This window comes from Oxalicibacterium sp. (assembly GCF_035565035.1).
Classification (GTDB): domain Bacteria; phylum Pseudomonadota; class Gammaproteobacteria; order Burkholderiales; family Burkholderiaceae_D; genus Oxalicibacterium.
The window spans coordinates 11740-26535 of record NZ_DATMTD010000011.1; the positions used below are offsets into that span (position 1 = coordinate 11740).

The following is a 14796-nucleotide window of genomic DNA, read 5'->3' on the forward strand; positions in this document are numbered from 1 at the left end:
ATGATGGAATCTGCATGCAATCTCATCTGACCGCCCATCTGCACGAAGAAGCCGGCACGCTTGCACTCGGCGCGGCGCTGGCGCGTGCGATCGAACCGGGATTGACGATCTATCTGCATGGCGATCTGGGCGCGGGGAAGACGGCGCTGACGCGTGCGCTGCTGCATGCGCTGGGATATGACGGCCATGTGAAAAGTCCGACCTATACGCTGGCCGAACCGTACACCGTCGATGTACATGGCCGCACGATCAATGTCATTCATTTCGATCTGTACCGGATGGCAGGACCGGACGAATTTCTCGATGCAGGTTTCCGCGATCACTTCAACGAACAGACTGTCTGCATCATCGAATGGCCGGAAAAAGCCGACGGCGTGTTGCCGCCGCCCGACATCCGCATTTCACTCGCCGTCGCCGGCGAAGGGCGTGATGTAGAATTGCATGCGTTGTCTGATCAAGGTGTTGAATGTCTGAACCGACTGAAATTCGCTCCAAACCTGTGAACGCAAGAAAACGCCGCACGGTTCTCAAGGCCGGCGGCACGCTGCTGATTTCCCTGCTGACTCCCCTCACTGCGCGCGCTGCACAGATTCTCGCGGTTCGCGTCTGGCCCGCCGACGATTACACGCGCGTCACGCTGGAAAACGATACCAATCTCAAGACCCGGCACTTCATCATCAAGAATCCGGAACGTCTGGTCGTCGATATTGAAGGCATTGACCTGAACCCGACGCTGAAAAGCCTGGTTGCCAAAGTCCATTCGAACGATCCCTACATCAAGCAGATTCGTGTCGGCCAGAATCAGCCGAATGTCGTGCGTCTGGTGTTCGACCTGAAGGAAGAAGTCAATCCACAGGTGTTCACGCTGGCGCCGGTCGGTGAATATCAACATCGACTGGTGTTCGATCTGTATCCGGTCAATCCGCCTGATCCGATTGCCGCGCTGATCGAAAAAGGCCAATGGTCCGCCGGCGAACCGGCGACCGACATGCCGCCGCCGGTTGCCCAGGCCGAGCCACCTTACGCCGCACCGAAATCGGAACGACCGCCACAAGTCACGCGCATGCTGACGATTGCGCTCGATCCCGGCCACGGCGGCGAAGACCCCGGAGCGATCGGCAAGCGCGGCAGCTACGAAAAACACGTGGTGCTGGAAATCGCCAAACGGCTGAAGGCCAAACTCGAACAGCAACCGAACATGCGCGTGATGCTGACGCGCGACGGCGACTATTTCGTGCCGTTGAATGTGCGCGTGCAAAAGGCGCGCAAGGTGCAGGCAGATTTGTTCGTCTCGATCCACGCCGACGCCTTCGTGAAACCGACAGCCAACGGCTCGTCTGTATTTGCGCTATCGGAAAGAGGCGCCAGCTCGACGGCAGCACGCTGGCTGGCGAACAAGGAAAACGCAGCCGATCTGATCGGCGGCACGAACATCAAGAATCACGACAAGCAGCTCGCCAGCGTATTGCTCGATCTGTCGACGACCGCACAGATCAACGACAGTCTGAAACTGGGCAATGCGGTATTGAAGGAAATCGGCGGCATCAATCGCCTGCACAAGGGTGAGGTCGAACAGGCCGGTTTTGCGGTATTGAAGGCGCCTGATATTCCGAGCATTCTGATCGAGACGGCGTTCATTTCCAATCCTGAAGAAGAAGCCCGATTGAACGACGACGCCTATCAGGATCGCATGGCGAATGCCGTCACCAACGGCATCAAGAAGTATTTTGCGGCCAATCCGCCGCTGGCGAAAAGCCGCATGCTGTAACGGTCAGACGGCGAATCGCATTCGCCATTTTTTTGACTGGCGATTTTGACCGTTCGATTATCGTGCGAACCGCTTGCCGATCTTCCACAACGCGCCCAGCATCACCGGAACCGCTGCGGCTGCAACGCCGACCAGTACGATCGCGTTCAGATGATCGCGGATGAACGGAATGTTGCCGAACAAATATCCGCCCGTCACGAGCAAGCCAACCCACAGGATTGCGCCGGTGCAATTGAACAACTGGAACTTCACGAACGTCATCCGCGAAATGCCGGCGACGAACGGGGCAAATGTGCGCACAATCGGCACGAAGCGCGCCAGCACCAGCGTCTTGCCGCCGTGATTTTCATAAAATGCATGCGTGCGCTGCAGCGCACGACGATCGAGCCAGCGGTAATCATGCGTGTAAACCTTTTCGCCGATCGCGTGGCCGATCCAGTAATTGACGGTATTGCCCAGAATGGCCGCAATGATCAGCAAGCCGATCAGCAAACCGATGTGCATGCTGCCTGCAGCGCAAAATGCGCCGCCGATGAACAACAGGGTATCGCCGGGAAGGAAAGGAAGAACAACGAGGCCGGTTTCGCAGAAAACGATCGCAAACAGGACGAGATAAATCATCGAACCGTATTGCGTAATAAACATTCCCAGATACTTGTCGACATGCAAAATCATGTCGAAGAACTGCATGAAATCCATAAATTCCTCTCGGTAGCGGCAGCATCATACACCGGGATGCAGGTCGATATTGATGCCGGCATTCAGGCGGATGTCTGATCGCCATCCGTATCGCCCGACCGAAAATACGCATGACAATCTGTACAGACAAGCCGCGCACCGTAATGTTCGCAACGCTATAATCCGTGCCATGCAATCCGCCTCCGACTTCCAGCCCGATTCCCTGCCCTCCTCGTTTACCGCTGCGCGCCTGGCACCATTGCGTCCTATCCAGCCGCTGTCCGACCAGCTCATCTCGCAAATCGCTGCCGGCGAAGTCGTCGAACGTCCATCGGCGGTAGTCAAGGAACTGCTGGAAAACGCGCTCGATGCCGGCGCCACGCAAATCACCGTGCGTCTGGAACAGGGCGGCGTCAAACGCATCGTCATCACCGACAACGGACGCGGCATCGCACCGGACCAGATGCCGCTGGCGTTGGCGCGGCATGCCACGTCGAAGATCGTTTCACTGACCGAACTGGAAAATGTCGGCACGCTCGGCTTTCGCGGCGAAGCACTGGCATCGATTGCCTCCGTCGCGCAACTGACATTGACATCGCGTACCGCCGATGCGGAACACGCATGGGAGCTTGCCGGCACGATCGGCAGCACTGTCGCACCGTCATCGGGCGCGCCAGGCACCACGATCGACGTGCAGGATCTGTACTTCAACACGCCGGCACGTCGCAAATTCCTCAAGACGGAACAGACAGAATTCGGCCATTGCGCCGAAGTCGTTCGCCGCATCGCGCTGTCACGTCCTGATGTCTCGTTCTCGCTGTCGCACAACGGCAAGACCGTCGATCACTGGACCGTGAACGATATTGCCAAACGCAGCGCACAGATTCTCGGCAACGAATTCTCCGGCGCGCGCCTGCAACTGGAAGCGGAAGCCGGACCGTTGCGACTGAACGGCTTCATCGGTTTGCCGACGGCGTCGAAGGCCCGTGCCGACGCGCAATATTTCTACGTGAACGGACGCTTCGTGCGCGACAAGCTGCTGACGCACGCGGTGCGCGCCGCTTATCAGGACGTCCTGCACGGCGACCGTTATCCGTCGTACGTGATTGCGCTTGATCTCGATCCGGCGCTGGTGGACGTCAACGTGCACCCGTCGAAAATCGAAGTACGTTTCCGTGACAGTCGCGCCGTGCATCAGTTTGTGTTCCACGCAGTCAGTCGCACGCTGGCACAGACTTCCGCGACCGCCTTCGGTGCTGCGCCTGCGCCGACACCGGCATCGTCGAATGTGCTGCCGTGGCTGCGCGAACAGCAGCAGACGTCATTCGCTTCGCAATTCAGTTCCGGTTTGGGTGTTGCGCAAACGACGGAAAATTACGGCGCGTTCTTTGTCGACGGCGGCGCGTCCCCGGCAACAAGCTCATTTGCGAACACGTCGTCGTTGCAACCTGGCGCATCGTCAACGCACAGCGCGATGTCGCAGGATGAAGAATTTCCGCTCGGCTTTGCGCTGGCGCAGTTGCACGGCATTTTCATCCTCGCGCAAAACAACAAGGGCCTGGCACTGATCGACATGCACGCTGCGCATGAGCGCATTTTGTACGAGCAGTTGAAGAACGCGCTGGACGACAACGCGATGCAGGTGCAGCCATTATTGATTCCCGTGACCTTCCATGCCGACGGCGTGGAAGTCGGCACCGCTGAAGAAAATCAGGACATCCTGCGCTCGCTCGGTTTCGATATCGCCGTGCTGTCACCGACCACGCTCGCCGTGCGCGCAGTCCCGGCGCTGTTGAAAAATGCCGATGCACAAACGCTCGCACGCGATGTATTGCGCGACGTGCGCGAATTCGGCGGCTCGCGCGTGCTGGTCGAACGACGCAACGAATTGCTCGGCACACTTGCCTGCCACACGGCGGTACGTGCCAATCGCGCATTGACCGTGCCGGAAATGAATGCGCTCCTGCGTCAGATGGAAGCCACCGAACGGGCAGACCAATGCAATCACGGCCGCCCGACATGGGTGCAACTGGGGCTTTCCGATCTGGACAAACTGTTCCTGCGTGGACAATGACACCGTGCTTTCCCTTCGCATCGCATGACGCCGTCCAACGCAACACTGACCGTCGCCATCATGGGGCCGACCGCGTCCGGCAAGACCGCCGCCGCGCTCGAGATCGCCGCGCACATTCCTTCGGAAATCATCTCCGTCGATTCCGCCCTCGTCTATCGCGAGATGGACATCGGCACCGCCAAGCCGACCGCCGCGGAACTCGCCAGCGTGCCGCATCACCTGATCGACATTCTCGATCCGACCGACGCCTATTCCGTGATGCAGTTTCGCAATGACGCAATCAGGCTGGTCGGTGAAATTTCAGCACGCGGCAAATTGCCGCTACTGGTCGGTGGCACGATGCTGTACTTCAAGGGATTGAAAGATGGCCTGGACGATCTGCCGCAAGCCGACGCCACCATTCGCGCAGAACTCGATGCGGAGGAAGCGGAAGTCGGCACGCCTGCACTGCATGCGCGTCTGGCGGAAATCGATCCGGTCACTGCCGCACGCCTCAAGCCAAACGATTCGCAACGCATCCAGCGCGCGCTGGAAATCTATCTGCTGACCGGACAACCGATGTCCGCCCTGCTGGAAAAGGCACCGAAAAGCACATTGCCGTTCGACCTGTTTTCCATCGCGCTAGAACCGTCGGATCGCAGCGTCCTGCACCAACGTATCGCAGCACGTTTCGACGCGATGCTGAAAAACGACGACCTGATCGACGAAGTAAAAGCACTGCGCGCACGCGGCGACCTGCATCCCAACCTGCCGTCGATGCGATGCGTCGGCTATCGGCAAACCTGGGAATATCTGGACGGACTCTACAGCCTGGCGGACCTGCGCGAAAAAGGCATCGCTGCCACCCGCCAACTCGCCAAGCGCCAGTTGACCTGGCTGCGTTCGATGCCGGAACGACATGTCATCGACTGCCTTGCAGGCGATGCGCCGACGCAGGTCCTGCAAGAAATTCAGCGCACCATGACGACGGCGAAATAAACCCGTTCACGCCGCCAGGCGTGATGAATACGCTGCTTCATCCCATTACTCCCGGCATTTTTCATGCATTTCGCCGTCAGACAACCCCAAGCCCCTTCAATTGCAAAGCTGGCAATCCACGCATTCGCGTATTGACATGGCGATCCGAAAACGCGATAATTTCCGGCTATCTGGTGATATAGCTCAGTTGGTTAGAGCACAGCACTCATAATGCTGGGGTCGGTGGTTCAAGTCCACCTATCACCACCAAGAACACGTTTCAAGAAGTCCCGTAACGTACAAGAACCCGCCTCCAGCCTAGTGCTGAGGCGGGTTTTTTGTTTTTCTAATGTCTTAAGGTTTATCGACATTGAATTCTGTGACGGTATTTTTCACGGCATCTGCGAGCCTCAAAAGCCTCGACACGCCGTGCCTCTCTCAAATCTGACACCTGCTCTTGGTATACACAAAAATGAAAGGCCTTGGTTCTTTTATTCATACCATCGGCGGTACAGAATATTCTTCGTCAGCGCGATGCTGCGACGCATGCCCAAACGAAATTGGGAAGCAGATTTTTGAATAAACGATTGCCAATCTGCCGGCAAATGAAGAGCTTGCAAAGCATTTTATTTCTCGCGAGAAGCTCCCTCCAAGATCGTGCGTCGGCATACCAAAAATCAATTTGAAGCATGCGGAAAAAGACATGGAACAGCTCCCTCAGATCGGCGACAGAATCAGCGACAAATCAGCGCCGCCTGACGGGGGCATGATCCGCGACTGGATGGGCGCTGAGGCGTTCGAGCATTGGACTGAACTGCAAAGCTGGATCGAGGCATCCTATCCAGGTGTTTTCGTGCCGGATTGGCTCTATGGCGGCAAAAAACGTGGCTGGTCGCTGCGCTACAAGAAGACCAAGGCGTTCTGTACCCTGCTGCCGGCCTACAGACTGCTTTCGGTTCTGGTGGTCTTGGGGAAAGCGGAGCGAGAGAAGTTTGAGGAGCGGCGTTATGCCTGGAGCCCACAGATGATTACGCTCTACGATGAAGCCCGAACATACACTGACGGGAAATGGCTGACGCTTGCGATCTCATCTGTAGATGATCGACATGATCTGATGGAGCTTGTGAGTATGAAACGTCCTCCGCTTGCCTGTTTTTGATACATCAAAATAGGCAAGCTTGTTTTCAAAACATCGATGACGCTGGCAAGGTCCCGTTGTCGGGAAATCACGTTTGACGAGAAACAAGTCGCGATACGGGACTAGCAATATCGGTCGATGATCTCGAACAGTTGGCGGCATGATTTAACGACTTGCGATTGAGGCGCGGTGGCAACGCCGAGCAAAAGACCGGACAAGGCCCAGGACGGAGTCGCGAACCACGCCGACAAAGGCGATGGTGCCATGCCTATCGTCTTCGCTTCCCGGACAATCTGCACGTCAGGCGCGCCGTCGGGAAGCCGAAGAAGTACAGCCAGACCGGCCTTAACCCATTCTGTGTCACGCATGCGTAACTGCTCGCATAGTGCGTTGCTTTGAGCGGAATAGAGACGCTTGAGACGACGGACACGTTGGACGTAATGGCCATCATGCATAAATCGCGCTGTTGCGAGTTGAATGACTGGTGATGGTGCCGGAGCAAGTGTTCCCGCTACCTCGGAGAATGCGGCAGCCAGTTCAGGAGGCACTACGACAAATCCAAGCCGTAGCCCCGGGCTGACAGTCTTGCTGAAAGAACCTATGTGGATCACCCGTTTTCCTTCGTCCAAAGATGCCAGGGCGGGCGCCGGCCTGCCTTCCAGTTGCAACTCACTGAGGTAGTCATCTTCGATGATCCAGGCACCAGTTGAGGTTGCCCACTCTAGCAACTGAAGACGTCGTCTCAAAGACAGGGTCGTGCCCAATGGAGCTTGTTGACCGGGCGTCAGCACTGCTAACGCTGCGTCCCCGGCGTTCTCGATTCCATAATCCACGTTGAGGCCTTCGGCGTCCACCGGTACCGGAACGATATTCAAATGAGCAAGTTCCAACCCCTTCCGCGTAAGAAAGAACCCGGGTTCTTCCATCCAGACTTTTCTACCGTCCAAACCTAATACGCGCAGTGCAAGACCCAAGCCGGAACTGTATCCCGAAGTAATAAAAATCTGCTCCGGAAAGCAGTGAAGATTTCTGGAGATGGAGAGATAACCCGCGATCTCACGACGCAAGTCGATCTCTCCTCTGGGATCGGGATAGACCAGTGACGAGAAAGATCCCGTCTTCAATAGATTGGAAGAGCGGGCGCGCGCAAAAAGTTTCTCCGGCATGCTTTCTGCTGCCGGGATACCAAGCTGAAAGATGGCCGGACCGGCCATCATTTCCTGATAGGTTTTCATGAAAGTTCCTTGCTGCGGCGCTTCAGGTTGCGTCGCAGCCGCCTGAGGTCTTGGCGCTACACGGGTGCCTCTGGCTCCAAACGTTTCGATCATCTGAGAATCGGATAACCGTTCATACGCCGCTTGAACGGTGCCGCGAGCCACGCCAAGGTGCGCTGCAAGACTCTGCCATGAAGGTAAGCGAGTACCAGGTGCGAGCAGGCCTGATTCGATCGCCCGGCCAATACTCATTCGGATTTGTTCTGACAGGGACAGCGTTGCAGTCCGGTCGAGTTGAATCTGCAGGTCTGAATTCATATTCTTAGTACACACAAAATTGATGGTTCTTGGTTCTTTTTTTTACACCATCCATGGTACAGAATTCTTGCATCGCCATGACGGAAAAAACGAACCATGATCATTCGTAAAATTCTGACTGTACTTTGCGGAGCTGTTGCGATCCTCATCGCTGCTGATGCAGTAGCCCACGAGACTGGCGACATCGTGAAGCCGAATTTTGAACAGGCAATTCCCAATTTGCCCGGCAAATCGCTTGTCGCTGTAGAAGTCGTTTATCCGCCAGGTGGCGCTTCAGCACCGCATGTACACGCGAAATCCGCCTTTATTTATGCATACGTTGTATCAGGCGCGATCGAATCGAAGGTGAACGATGGCGAGGTACGTGTGTACCGTTCCGGCGAGAGCTGGTCCGAACCGCCCGGCGCGAGCCATTCCGTAAGCCGGAACGCCAGCAAAACCCGGTCTGCAAAGTTGCTGGCGATATTCGTCGTTGATAGCAACGACAAAGAACTGACCACGCCGGTCAGGTAAGCCTCTCTGTACCTCAACTATCCATCACTTTTTTATTCATAGGAATAATCATGAGCAACGCCGTCATCGAATGTATTTTGAGCCGCTCTTCTGCAAAGTATTACGACCCGGAGGCCAGCTTGAGCGACGAGCAGATCTATGAGCTCGTGCGCATCGGCACGGCCGCACCAACCTCATTCCACTTGCAGAACTGGCGTTTCATCGCCGTGCGTACACCGGAAGCCAAAGCCAAGCTGAGCCCGATTGCATGGGGTCAGCCTCCGATCACCGAAGCAGCCGTTACTTTCATCATTTGCGGCCAATTAGCCGATGCCAGCGTCATACCAGAACGTCTGGCTCCGTTGGTGAAAGCGGGCGTCATGCCGGCCACGATGGTGCCGGAATGGGAGAACCCGGCGCGTGGTCTTTACATGGACCATCCTCAGCGCCAGCGTGACGAGGCAATGCGTACAGGCACCTTCGGTGCGGCGGCCATGATTTATGCAGCCCGTTCGATGGGTCTGGGTTCGACGCCAATGATCGGCTTCGATGCGGATGGCGTGCACCGCGAATTTGGGCTGACCAAGAACGAAGTGCCGGTCATGCTGTTGTCCATTGGGGTGGAGCGCGCAGGAAACTGGGCACAAAAGCCGCGCCGTCCAGTGGCCGAGGTATTGAATTTCGTCTAGATAAATCGATTCGCATCAGACTTCTCTAAAGGCTGGCGGACCGCATCTGATGCAAACGTAGACACCAAAAGCCCGGAAGCACCAAGAAGGTCTTGGACGTTCATCCGGGCTTTTGTGTATGTCGGCCGGCTCGTCGGGCAAGCGTCGTACAAATGATTGGCAACCGCAAAAAAGATTCGAGTAGTTCAAGTTCCCGAGGTTCTATGTCCCAAGTCGACTGGCTGAGCAGTCTCCTGCAAATGATCACTGTCACTGGCCAGTTGGAGGTCCACTGCACCTATGGCGCGCCATGGCGTGTGGCCTGGACGCAATCTGCAAGGCATGAGATTCCTTACCATGTCGTACTCAACGGTCGGGCCATTATCGAGGATCCGGAAACGAAGACGGACAAGGAGTTAGTGGCCGGCGATATCGTGTTGTTACCTCACGGGTCTGCGCACGTGCTGCACGACGGCAGTGGGCATCCGCCGGGGCATACCTACAATCGCCAAGGCTCCGCGGGATGGACGGTCAGTGAGAATGACGGTCGAGGTGAGCATCTGGACATGTTGTGTGGGCGTTTTTTTATCGAACCTCCTCATGATCGGATGATTCGCGACTATCTACCAGCGACGCTCATGGTACGCGCGGTGGACGGACAGGGAGGAGCCCTCAGGCCTGCTTCGAATCATCTGGCCAGCCTCGTAAGTCTGATGCGCATGGAGTCTGCCAGTGACAAGCCGGGTGGATGCGCCATCCTCAACGCACTTACCTCAGCGCTGTTCACCCTGGCACTACGTGCTGCAAGCGAGTCTGAGCAGGCCCCCCCAGGCCTGTTGGCACTTGCCGGTCATTCACGATTGGCTCCCGCCATTTCAGCCATGTTCACCAATCCGGTACGTTCCTGGAAACTGCCGGATCTGGCGGATCTGTGCAACATGTCGCGCGCCACTTTCGTACGGCACTTTCAAGACAAGCTGAATCGTTCAGCTATCGAATTGCTCACCGATATCCGGATGAGCATGGCTGCGAACGAGTTGAAGAAACCAGGGATGACCACGGAGGCCGTGGCCGACGCAGTCGGGTATCGATCCGTGGCGGCATTCCGGCGAGTGTTCACCGAAAAAATGGGAATAACGCCGGGGCAATGTCGACGGTTCGCGCGCGAGGGTAAATAACTCTCTCGAAAGCTGTGGCCTTGACGAAGTGTTGGGCCGTCATGCGTGCATAATCAAGTGGTGCGTAGTTAAGTGGGAATTACTTCACAGGTTGATCTTTTTGAGCATTCTATTGAGCCGAGGTCGTCTCGAAAATGATGTCTGGCAGGCCTAAAGTGGAGACTCCTAACCACGGGGAAGATTCCAAGACGGACTCCCCCAATTAGTGAAACCAGCAACTTACTTTACTTACGGAGATCATGATGACCAGAACTACCGCTTTGAAACCAGAACAGGTACCAGCCGCTTCGAAACCAACGCTCGATATGTTCACCAAGAACATCGGGTTTACTCCCAACATGATGGCGGCTTTCGCACAGAGTCCGATTGCGTTCAACGCATGGGCCACACTGCTCGGATCACTGAGCAAGGCGCTCGATGTGAAAACCCGTGACAGCATCGGTCTTGTTGTCTCTGAGGTGAACGGCTGCAACTACTGCCTGACAGTTCACAGCTTTACAGCCGAACACATGGCCAAGCTGCCAGCCGATGAAATCATTCTTGCTCGCAAGGGTCATGCTACCGATCCGAAACGCGATGCCGCCGTCCAGTTCGCACAGAAAGTCACCAAGGCGCGCGGCCAGGTCAGCGACGCCGAGCTGCAAGCTGTCCGAGACGCCGGCTACACGGATGCAAACATCATGGAGATTGTTGCACTGGTGGCCATGTATTCGCTGACGAACTTTATCAACAACGTGTTCGATCCCGAGAAAGATTTCCCTGCCGTTACGCCGGCCGGCGCGATCTGATCCTTGTTCGTAATGCAGGCCCACTGCGAAAACCCGGACGCCTTCACGAGACATTTCCCGGGAATGCGCCGAGGTTTTCGTCTGTGCCGGCACTCCGCATTGAAGCGAAAAGATATTTTCAAAGGTAAAGCATGAACAAGCCACAGAAGGTCGTTGTTATCACCGGCGCATCACAAGGCATCGGTGCTGAAATCGTAAAGGCATTTCGAAAGCGCGATTACCGTATCGTCGCAACTTCACGTTCGATCAAGCCGTCGGACGACGAACACATCCTGAATATCGCCGGAGACATCGGCGATCCTGCAACAGCCCAACGTGTCATTTCCGAAGCCATTACCCGATTTGGCCGGATCGATACGCTGGTGAACAATGCGGGCGTCTACATCGGAAAGCCGTTCACCGAACACACCATCGAAGATTACGCCGCCGTGATGAATGTGAACATGGCAGGCTTTTTTCACATCACGCAGCGCGCGATCGTCGAGATGGAAAAACATGCGAGTGGCCACGTGGTGAACATCACATCCAGCATCGCCGATGCGCCGATCAGTGGGGTCTACTCCGTACTGGCTGCGATGACGAAGGGTGGCCTCAACGCTGCCACAAAGGCGCTAGCGATCGAGTACGCGAAGAAGGGTATTCGCGTAAATGCCGTCGCCCCGGGAATCATCAAGACGCCGATGCATGCACCTGAAAACCATGACGTTCTGGGAGCGTTTCACCCGATCGGACGCATGGGTGAAACAAGCGATATTGTCGATGCCATTCTCTTTCTTGATTCGGCCCCTTTCATTACCGGCGAGATCCTGCACGTCGACGGCGGACAAAGCGCAGGACATTGAGATGCCAAATTACTGATCAAGGAAGAGAGAAAAAATGACCCTCAAACATCCAATTTCACGTGCGGCTGAACTCCAGCATTGAGGAGCCTTGTATGAGTATTCCGTCATTTGGCATCGGCACTTTTCGCCTGCAGGGTCAGGTCGTCATCGATTCGGTGCGTAACGCGCTCGAACTGGGTTATCGCGCGATCGACACCGCACAGATCTACGACAATGAAGCAGAGATAAGCCAAGCCGTCGCCGAATCCGGCGTGGCACGTGACGAATTGTTCTTGACCACCAAGATCTGGGTCGACAATTGTGCACGCGACAAACTGATTCCGAGCCTGAAGGACAGTCTGGCGAAACTGCACACCGATTACGTCGATCTGACACTGATCCATTGGCCGGCACCCGCACATGGTATTCCGGTGGAAGAAGTCATGCATGAACTGGCTGAAGCACGGGAGCAAGGACTGACCCGTCAGATCGGCATATCCAATTTCAATATTGCGACGACGAGGCAGGCCATTGCCGCGGTAGGCAGGGATGCGATCGCGACCAATCAGATTGAACTGAGCCCCTATCTGCAAGGCCGCAAGTTGACCGGATTCCTGAGGGAACAGGGGATTCATGTCACCTCGTACATGACGCTGGCCTACGGCAAGATACTGAAGGACCCGGTTATCAATCGCGTTGCCCGCAGCCATGACGCCACGCCGGCACAAGTCGCTCTGGCGTGGGCGCTGCAACTGGGCTATTCGGTGATTCCATCTTCCACACGACGCGAAAATCTGGCGAGCAATCTGCTGGCCCGGCAGTTGCGTTTGACCGATGAAGACATGGCGCTGATCGCCACACTGGAACGTGGTGGCCGGGAAGTCAGCCTCGACGGTCTGGCTCCCGACTGGGACTGATCTGATCGCATTTGCCGACAACTTTAGGAGCAGGAAGTGACACACCAGATCATCCGATTTTTACGCGTTGGTCAGCGCAGTATTCCGATGGGCCGGGCGGGACGCCGCTCGCGCTGTTCGACTTCATTCTTTTTTAAATCGGATACATGCGCATGAACATTCTCCATATTGATTGCAGTCCGCGTCTGGAATCACACAGCCGTCGGCTTTCAGCGGCGATCGTCAAGAAACTCCTTGAGGTTGCGCCCGATGCGAGCATCAGCCGACGTGACTTTGCCGCTGCCCCTTTGCCCCATGCTTCGTCAAACTATGCGACTGCCCTGTCGTCCCCGACCACTTTGGCAGCGCCGCCGAAAGGTGCGCTGAATCTTTCCGAAGCGCTTATTCAGGAGGTCGAAGCGGCCGATGTGATTGTCATCGGAACGCCCATGAACAACTTGACCGTGCCATCGGTCCTCAAAGCATGGATCGACCAGATCCTTCGTGTCGGGCGCACGTTCAAGTCGACGCCCGGCGGGAAGGTGGGAATGCTTCAGGATCGCCCCGTGTTTATCGGCATTGCTTCCGGTGGCGTATTTACCGGTGAACGAGCCAATCAACCCGATTTTCTCACTCCATATCTGTCTGCTGTGCTGGACTGCATCGGACTTAGAACTCTGCAATTTCTCTCTGTGCAGGCCACTGCGTTTCTCGACCAGGAGCAAGCCACGTTGGCAAGGGACAAGGCACTTGCAGCGCTTGACCTCTCGGTCATCGGAGGCCCACATCCATGATTGAAATTACTGCCGATATGGAGGCGATTATCAAGCAGGCGATCCTGTCGTTCATCGCTACAGTCAACGAAGACGGAACACCCAATCTTTCGCCAAAGGCCTCTTTGATGCTCAGGAATGGCGTTCTTTACTTCGCCGATATCGCTTCGCCCCAGACGATAACGAATCTGAAGCGCAATCCTGCCATTGAAATGAATGTCGTCGATATCTTCCAGAGACGCGGTTATCGGTTCAAGGGACAAGGATTGGTGCTGTCGTACGGTGACGACGAGCATTCGACGATCGTCGACGACGTTCGGGCGACGAATGGTCCCGAGTATCTCGTCGATCACGTCGTCAAAATCGAACCCACTTCGATCACTCCGTTACTGGTGCCGGCGTTTGTCTTTGCAGACCCGGGGCGGAGTCATGAGCACCTGTTACCAGAAGCACGGTATGAAACCCGTTTCGGCATGGGTATGGGGTCTGAGGGAAACGAAGATCAGCCAACCCCATACAACAGCGGAGCGTCCATCAGGATCTTGGGAGCATCCCGTGCAATCAATTGAGATCAAAGCCATCGAACACAAGGATTTTGAAGTCTGGTTGCCGCTATGGAAAGCCTATCAGCAATTTTATGAAGTGGAGATCCCCGAGACCGTGACACTCCAGACTTGGGAGCGCTTCCTGAACACGGGCGAACCGATGCATGCAGCGCTGGCAATGCTGGGCGAACAGGCAGTGGGATTTGTACACACGATCTTTCATCGGTCTACCTGGACAGCCAGTGATGATTGCTATCTTCAAGACCTGTTTGTTGCGGCCGACGGACGCGGCAAAGGAATCGGTCGCGCGCTGATCGAGCACGTGTATGCGGATGCGAGAAGTCGCGGCGTATCGCGGGTGTACTGGCTAACGCACGAAACCAACCATAACGCCAGACAGCTATACGACCGGGTCGCCGAGCGCTCGGGTTTCATCCATTACCGCAACGTATTTTCCTGACTCGCTGGGGCGAGAAATTCAATAGTTT

At 56.0% G+C, this 14796-nt stretch carries 17 protein-coding genes, 1 tRNA gene and 1 pseudogene; 15 read left to right on the forward strand and 4 right to left on the reverse strand.

Annotated features, from left to right (window positions below; all coding sequences use genetic code 11):
- Positions 1–14 precede the first annotated feature (14 nt).
- Both tsaE and VN114_RS00870 read left to right on the forward strand, forming a co-directional pair.
- Positions 15–503: a tRNA (adenosine(37)-N6)-threonylcarbamoyltransferase complex ATPase subunit type 1 TsaE gene (gene tsaE / locus VN114_RS00865; RefSeq protein ID WP_325511031.1), complete on the forward strand. Its 489-nt coding sequence runs from the start codon at positions 15–17 to the stop codon at positions 501–503.
- Positions 467–1768: an N-acetylmuramoyl-L-alanine amidase gene (locus VN114_RS00870; RefSeq protein WP_325511032.1), complete on the forward strand. Its 1302-nt coding sequence runs from the start codon at positions 467–469 to the stop codon at positions 1766–1768. The genes tsaE and VN114_RS00870 overlap by 37 nt, the downstream gene beginning before the upstream one ends.
- A gap of 57 nt (positions 1769–1825) precedes the next feature.
- Here the strand turns inward: VN114_RS00870 and VN114_RS00875 are convergent, their stop codons facing one another.
- Positions 1826–2467 carry a VTT domain-containing protein gene (locus tag VN114_RS00875; RefSeq protein ID WP_325511034.1) on the reverse strand — a complete coding sequence of 214 codons (642 nt, stop codon included), beginning with the start codon at positions 2465–2467 and terminating at the stop codon, positions 1826–1828.
- Between the two features lie 169 nt (positions 2468–2636).
- Between VN114_RS00875 and mutL the strand changes: the two genes are divergently transcribed.
- The 3 genes from mutL to VN114_RS00890 all read left to right on the forward strand — a co-directional run bounded on the left by mutL (position 2637) and on the right by VN114_RS00890 (position 5747).
- Complete coding sequence (mutL, locus tag VN114_RS00880; RefSeq protein WP_325511036.1) at positions 2637–4520, forward strand: DNA mismatch repair endonuclease MutL; 1884 nt, start codon at positions 2637–2639, stop codon at positions 4518–4520.
- A 24-nt stretch (positions 4521–4544) separates the two neighbouring features.
- Complete coding sequence (miaA, locus tag VN114_RS00885) at positions 4545–5498, forward strand: tRNA (adenosine(37)-N6)-dimethylallyltransferase MiaA (protein WP_325511038.1); 954 nt, start codon at positions 4545–4547, stop codon at positions 5496–5498.
- Positions 5499–5670: 172 nt separating this feature from the next.
- Positions 5671–5747 (forward strand) — tRNA-Met (locus VN114_RS00890).
- 225 nt (positions 5748–5972) lie between these two features.
- On the opposite strand, the gene VN114_RS00895 is transcribed toward VN114_RS00890, so the two are convergent.
- Complete coding sequence (locus tag VN114_RS00895) at positions 5973–6182, reverse strand: hypothetical protein (protein WP_325511040.1); 210 nt, start codon at positions 6180–6182, stop codon at positions 5973–5975.
- On the opposite strand from VN114_RS00895, the gene VN114_RS00900 reads away from it, so the two are divergent.
- On the forward strand, positions 6181–6636 hold the full coding sequence (locus VN114_RS00900; protein WP_325511042.1) for a DUF3788 domain-containing protein: 456 nt from the start codon (positions 6181–6183) through the stop codon (positions 6634–6636). The two genes, VN114_RS00895 and VN114_RS00900, sit on opposite strands and share 2 nt — an antisense overlap.
- Positions 6637–6737: 101 nt before the next feature.
- Here VN114_RS00900 and VN114_RS00905 read toward each other — a convergent pair whose 3' ends face one another.
- Positions 6738–7850, reverse strand: coding sequence for a PLP-dependent aminotransferase family protein (locus VN114_RS00905; protein WP_325511142.1), 1113 nt, complete (start codon positions 7848–7850; stop codon positions 6738–6740).
- Between the two features lie 117 nt (positions 7851–7967).
- A pseudogene (locus tag VN114_RS00910) lies at positions 7968–8147 on the reverse strand (GntR family transcriptional regulator); the annotation flags it as partial.
- A 96-nt stretch (positions 8148–8243) separates the two neighbouring features.
- On the opposite strand from VN114_RS00910, the gene VN114_RS00915 reads away from it, so the two are divergent.
- From VN114_RS00915 to VN114_RS00955, 9 genes are all read left to right on the forward strand, one after another.
- Positions 8244–8660 carry a cupin domain-containing protein gene (locus tag VN114_RS00915; RefSeq protein WP_325511044.1) on the forward strand — a complete coding sequence of 139 codons (417 nt, stop codon included), beginning with the start codon at positions 8244–8246 and terminating at the stop codon, positions 8658–8660.
- Between the two features lie 50 nt (positions 8661–8710).
- Positions 8711–9328, forward strand: coding sequence for a nitroreductase family protein (locus tag VN114_RS00920; protein ID WP_325511047.1), 618 nt, complete (start codon positions 8711–8713; stop codon positions 9326–9328).
- Positions 9329–9531: 203 nt separating this feature from the next.
- Complete coding sequence (locus VN114_RS00925; protein ID WP_325511049.1) at positions 9532–10485, forward strand: AraC family transcriptional regulator; 954 nt, start codon at positions 9532–9534, stop codon at positions 10483–10485.
- Positions 10486–10727: 242 nt separating this feature from the next.
- Positions 10728–11273, forward strand: coding sequence for a peroxidase-related enzyme (locus VN114_RS00930; RefSeq protein ID WP_325511050.1), 546 nt, complete (start codon positions 10728–10730; stop codon positions 11271–11273).
- A gap of 131 nt (positions 11274–11404) precedes the next feature.
- Positions 11405–12115: an SDR family oxidoreductase gene (locus VN114_RS00935; protein WP_325511052.1), complete on the forward strand. Its 711-nt coding sequence runs from the start codon at positions 11405–11407 to the stop codon at positions 12113–12115.
- Positions 12116–12207: 92 nt separating this feature from the next.
- On the forward strand, positions 12208–13011 hold the full coding sequence (gene dkgB / locus VN114_RS00940) for a 2,5-didehydrogluconate reductase DkgB (RefSeq protein WP_325511054.1): 804 nt from the start codon (positions 12208–12210) through the stop codon (positions 13009–13011).
- A 152-nt stretch (positions 13012–13163) separates the two neighbouring features.
- Entirely contained in the window at positions 13164–13784 is a 621-nt protein-coding gene (locus tag VN114_RS00945) for an FMN-dependent NADH-azoreductase (protein ID WP_325511055.1), read from the forward strand.
- Entirely contained in the window at positions 13781–14332 is a 552-nt protein-coding gene (locus tag VN114_RS00950) for a pyridoxamine 5'-phosphate oxidase family protein (protein ID WP_325511056.1), read from the forward strand. Before VN114_RS00945 ends, VN114_RS00950 begins: the two co-directional genes overlap by 4 nt.
- Positions 14319–14768: a GNAT family N-acetyltransferase gene (locus VN114_RS00955; RefSeq protein ID WP_325511058.1), complete on the forward strand. Its 450-nt coding sequence runs from the start codon at positions 14319–14321 to the stop codon at positions 14766–14768. Before VN114_RS00950 ends, VN114_RS00955 begins: the two co-directional genes overlap by 14 nt.
- Positions 14769–14796: the final 28 nt, after the last annotated feature.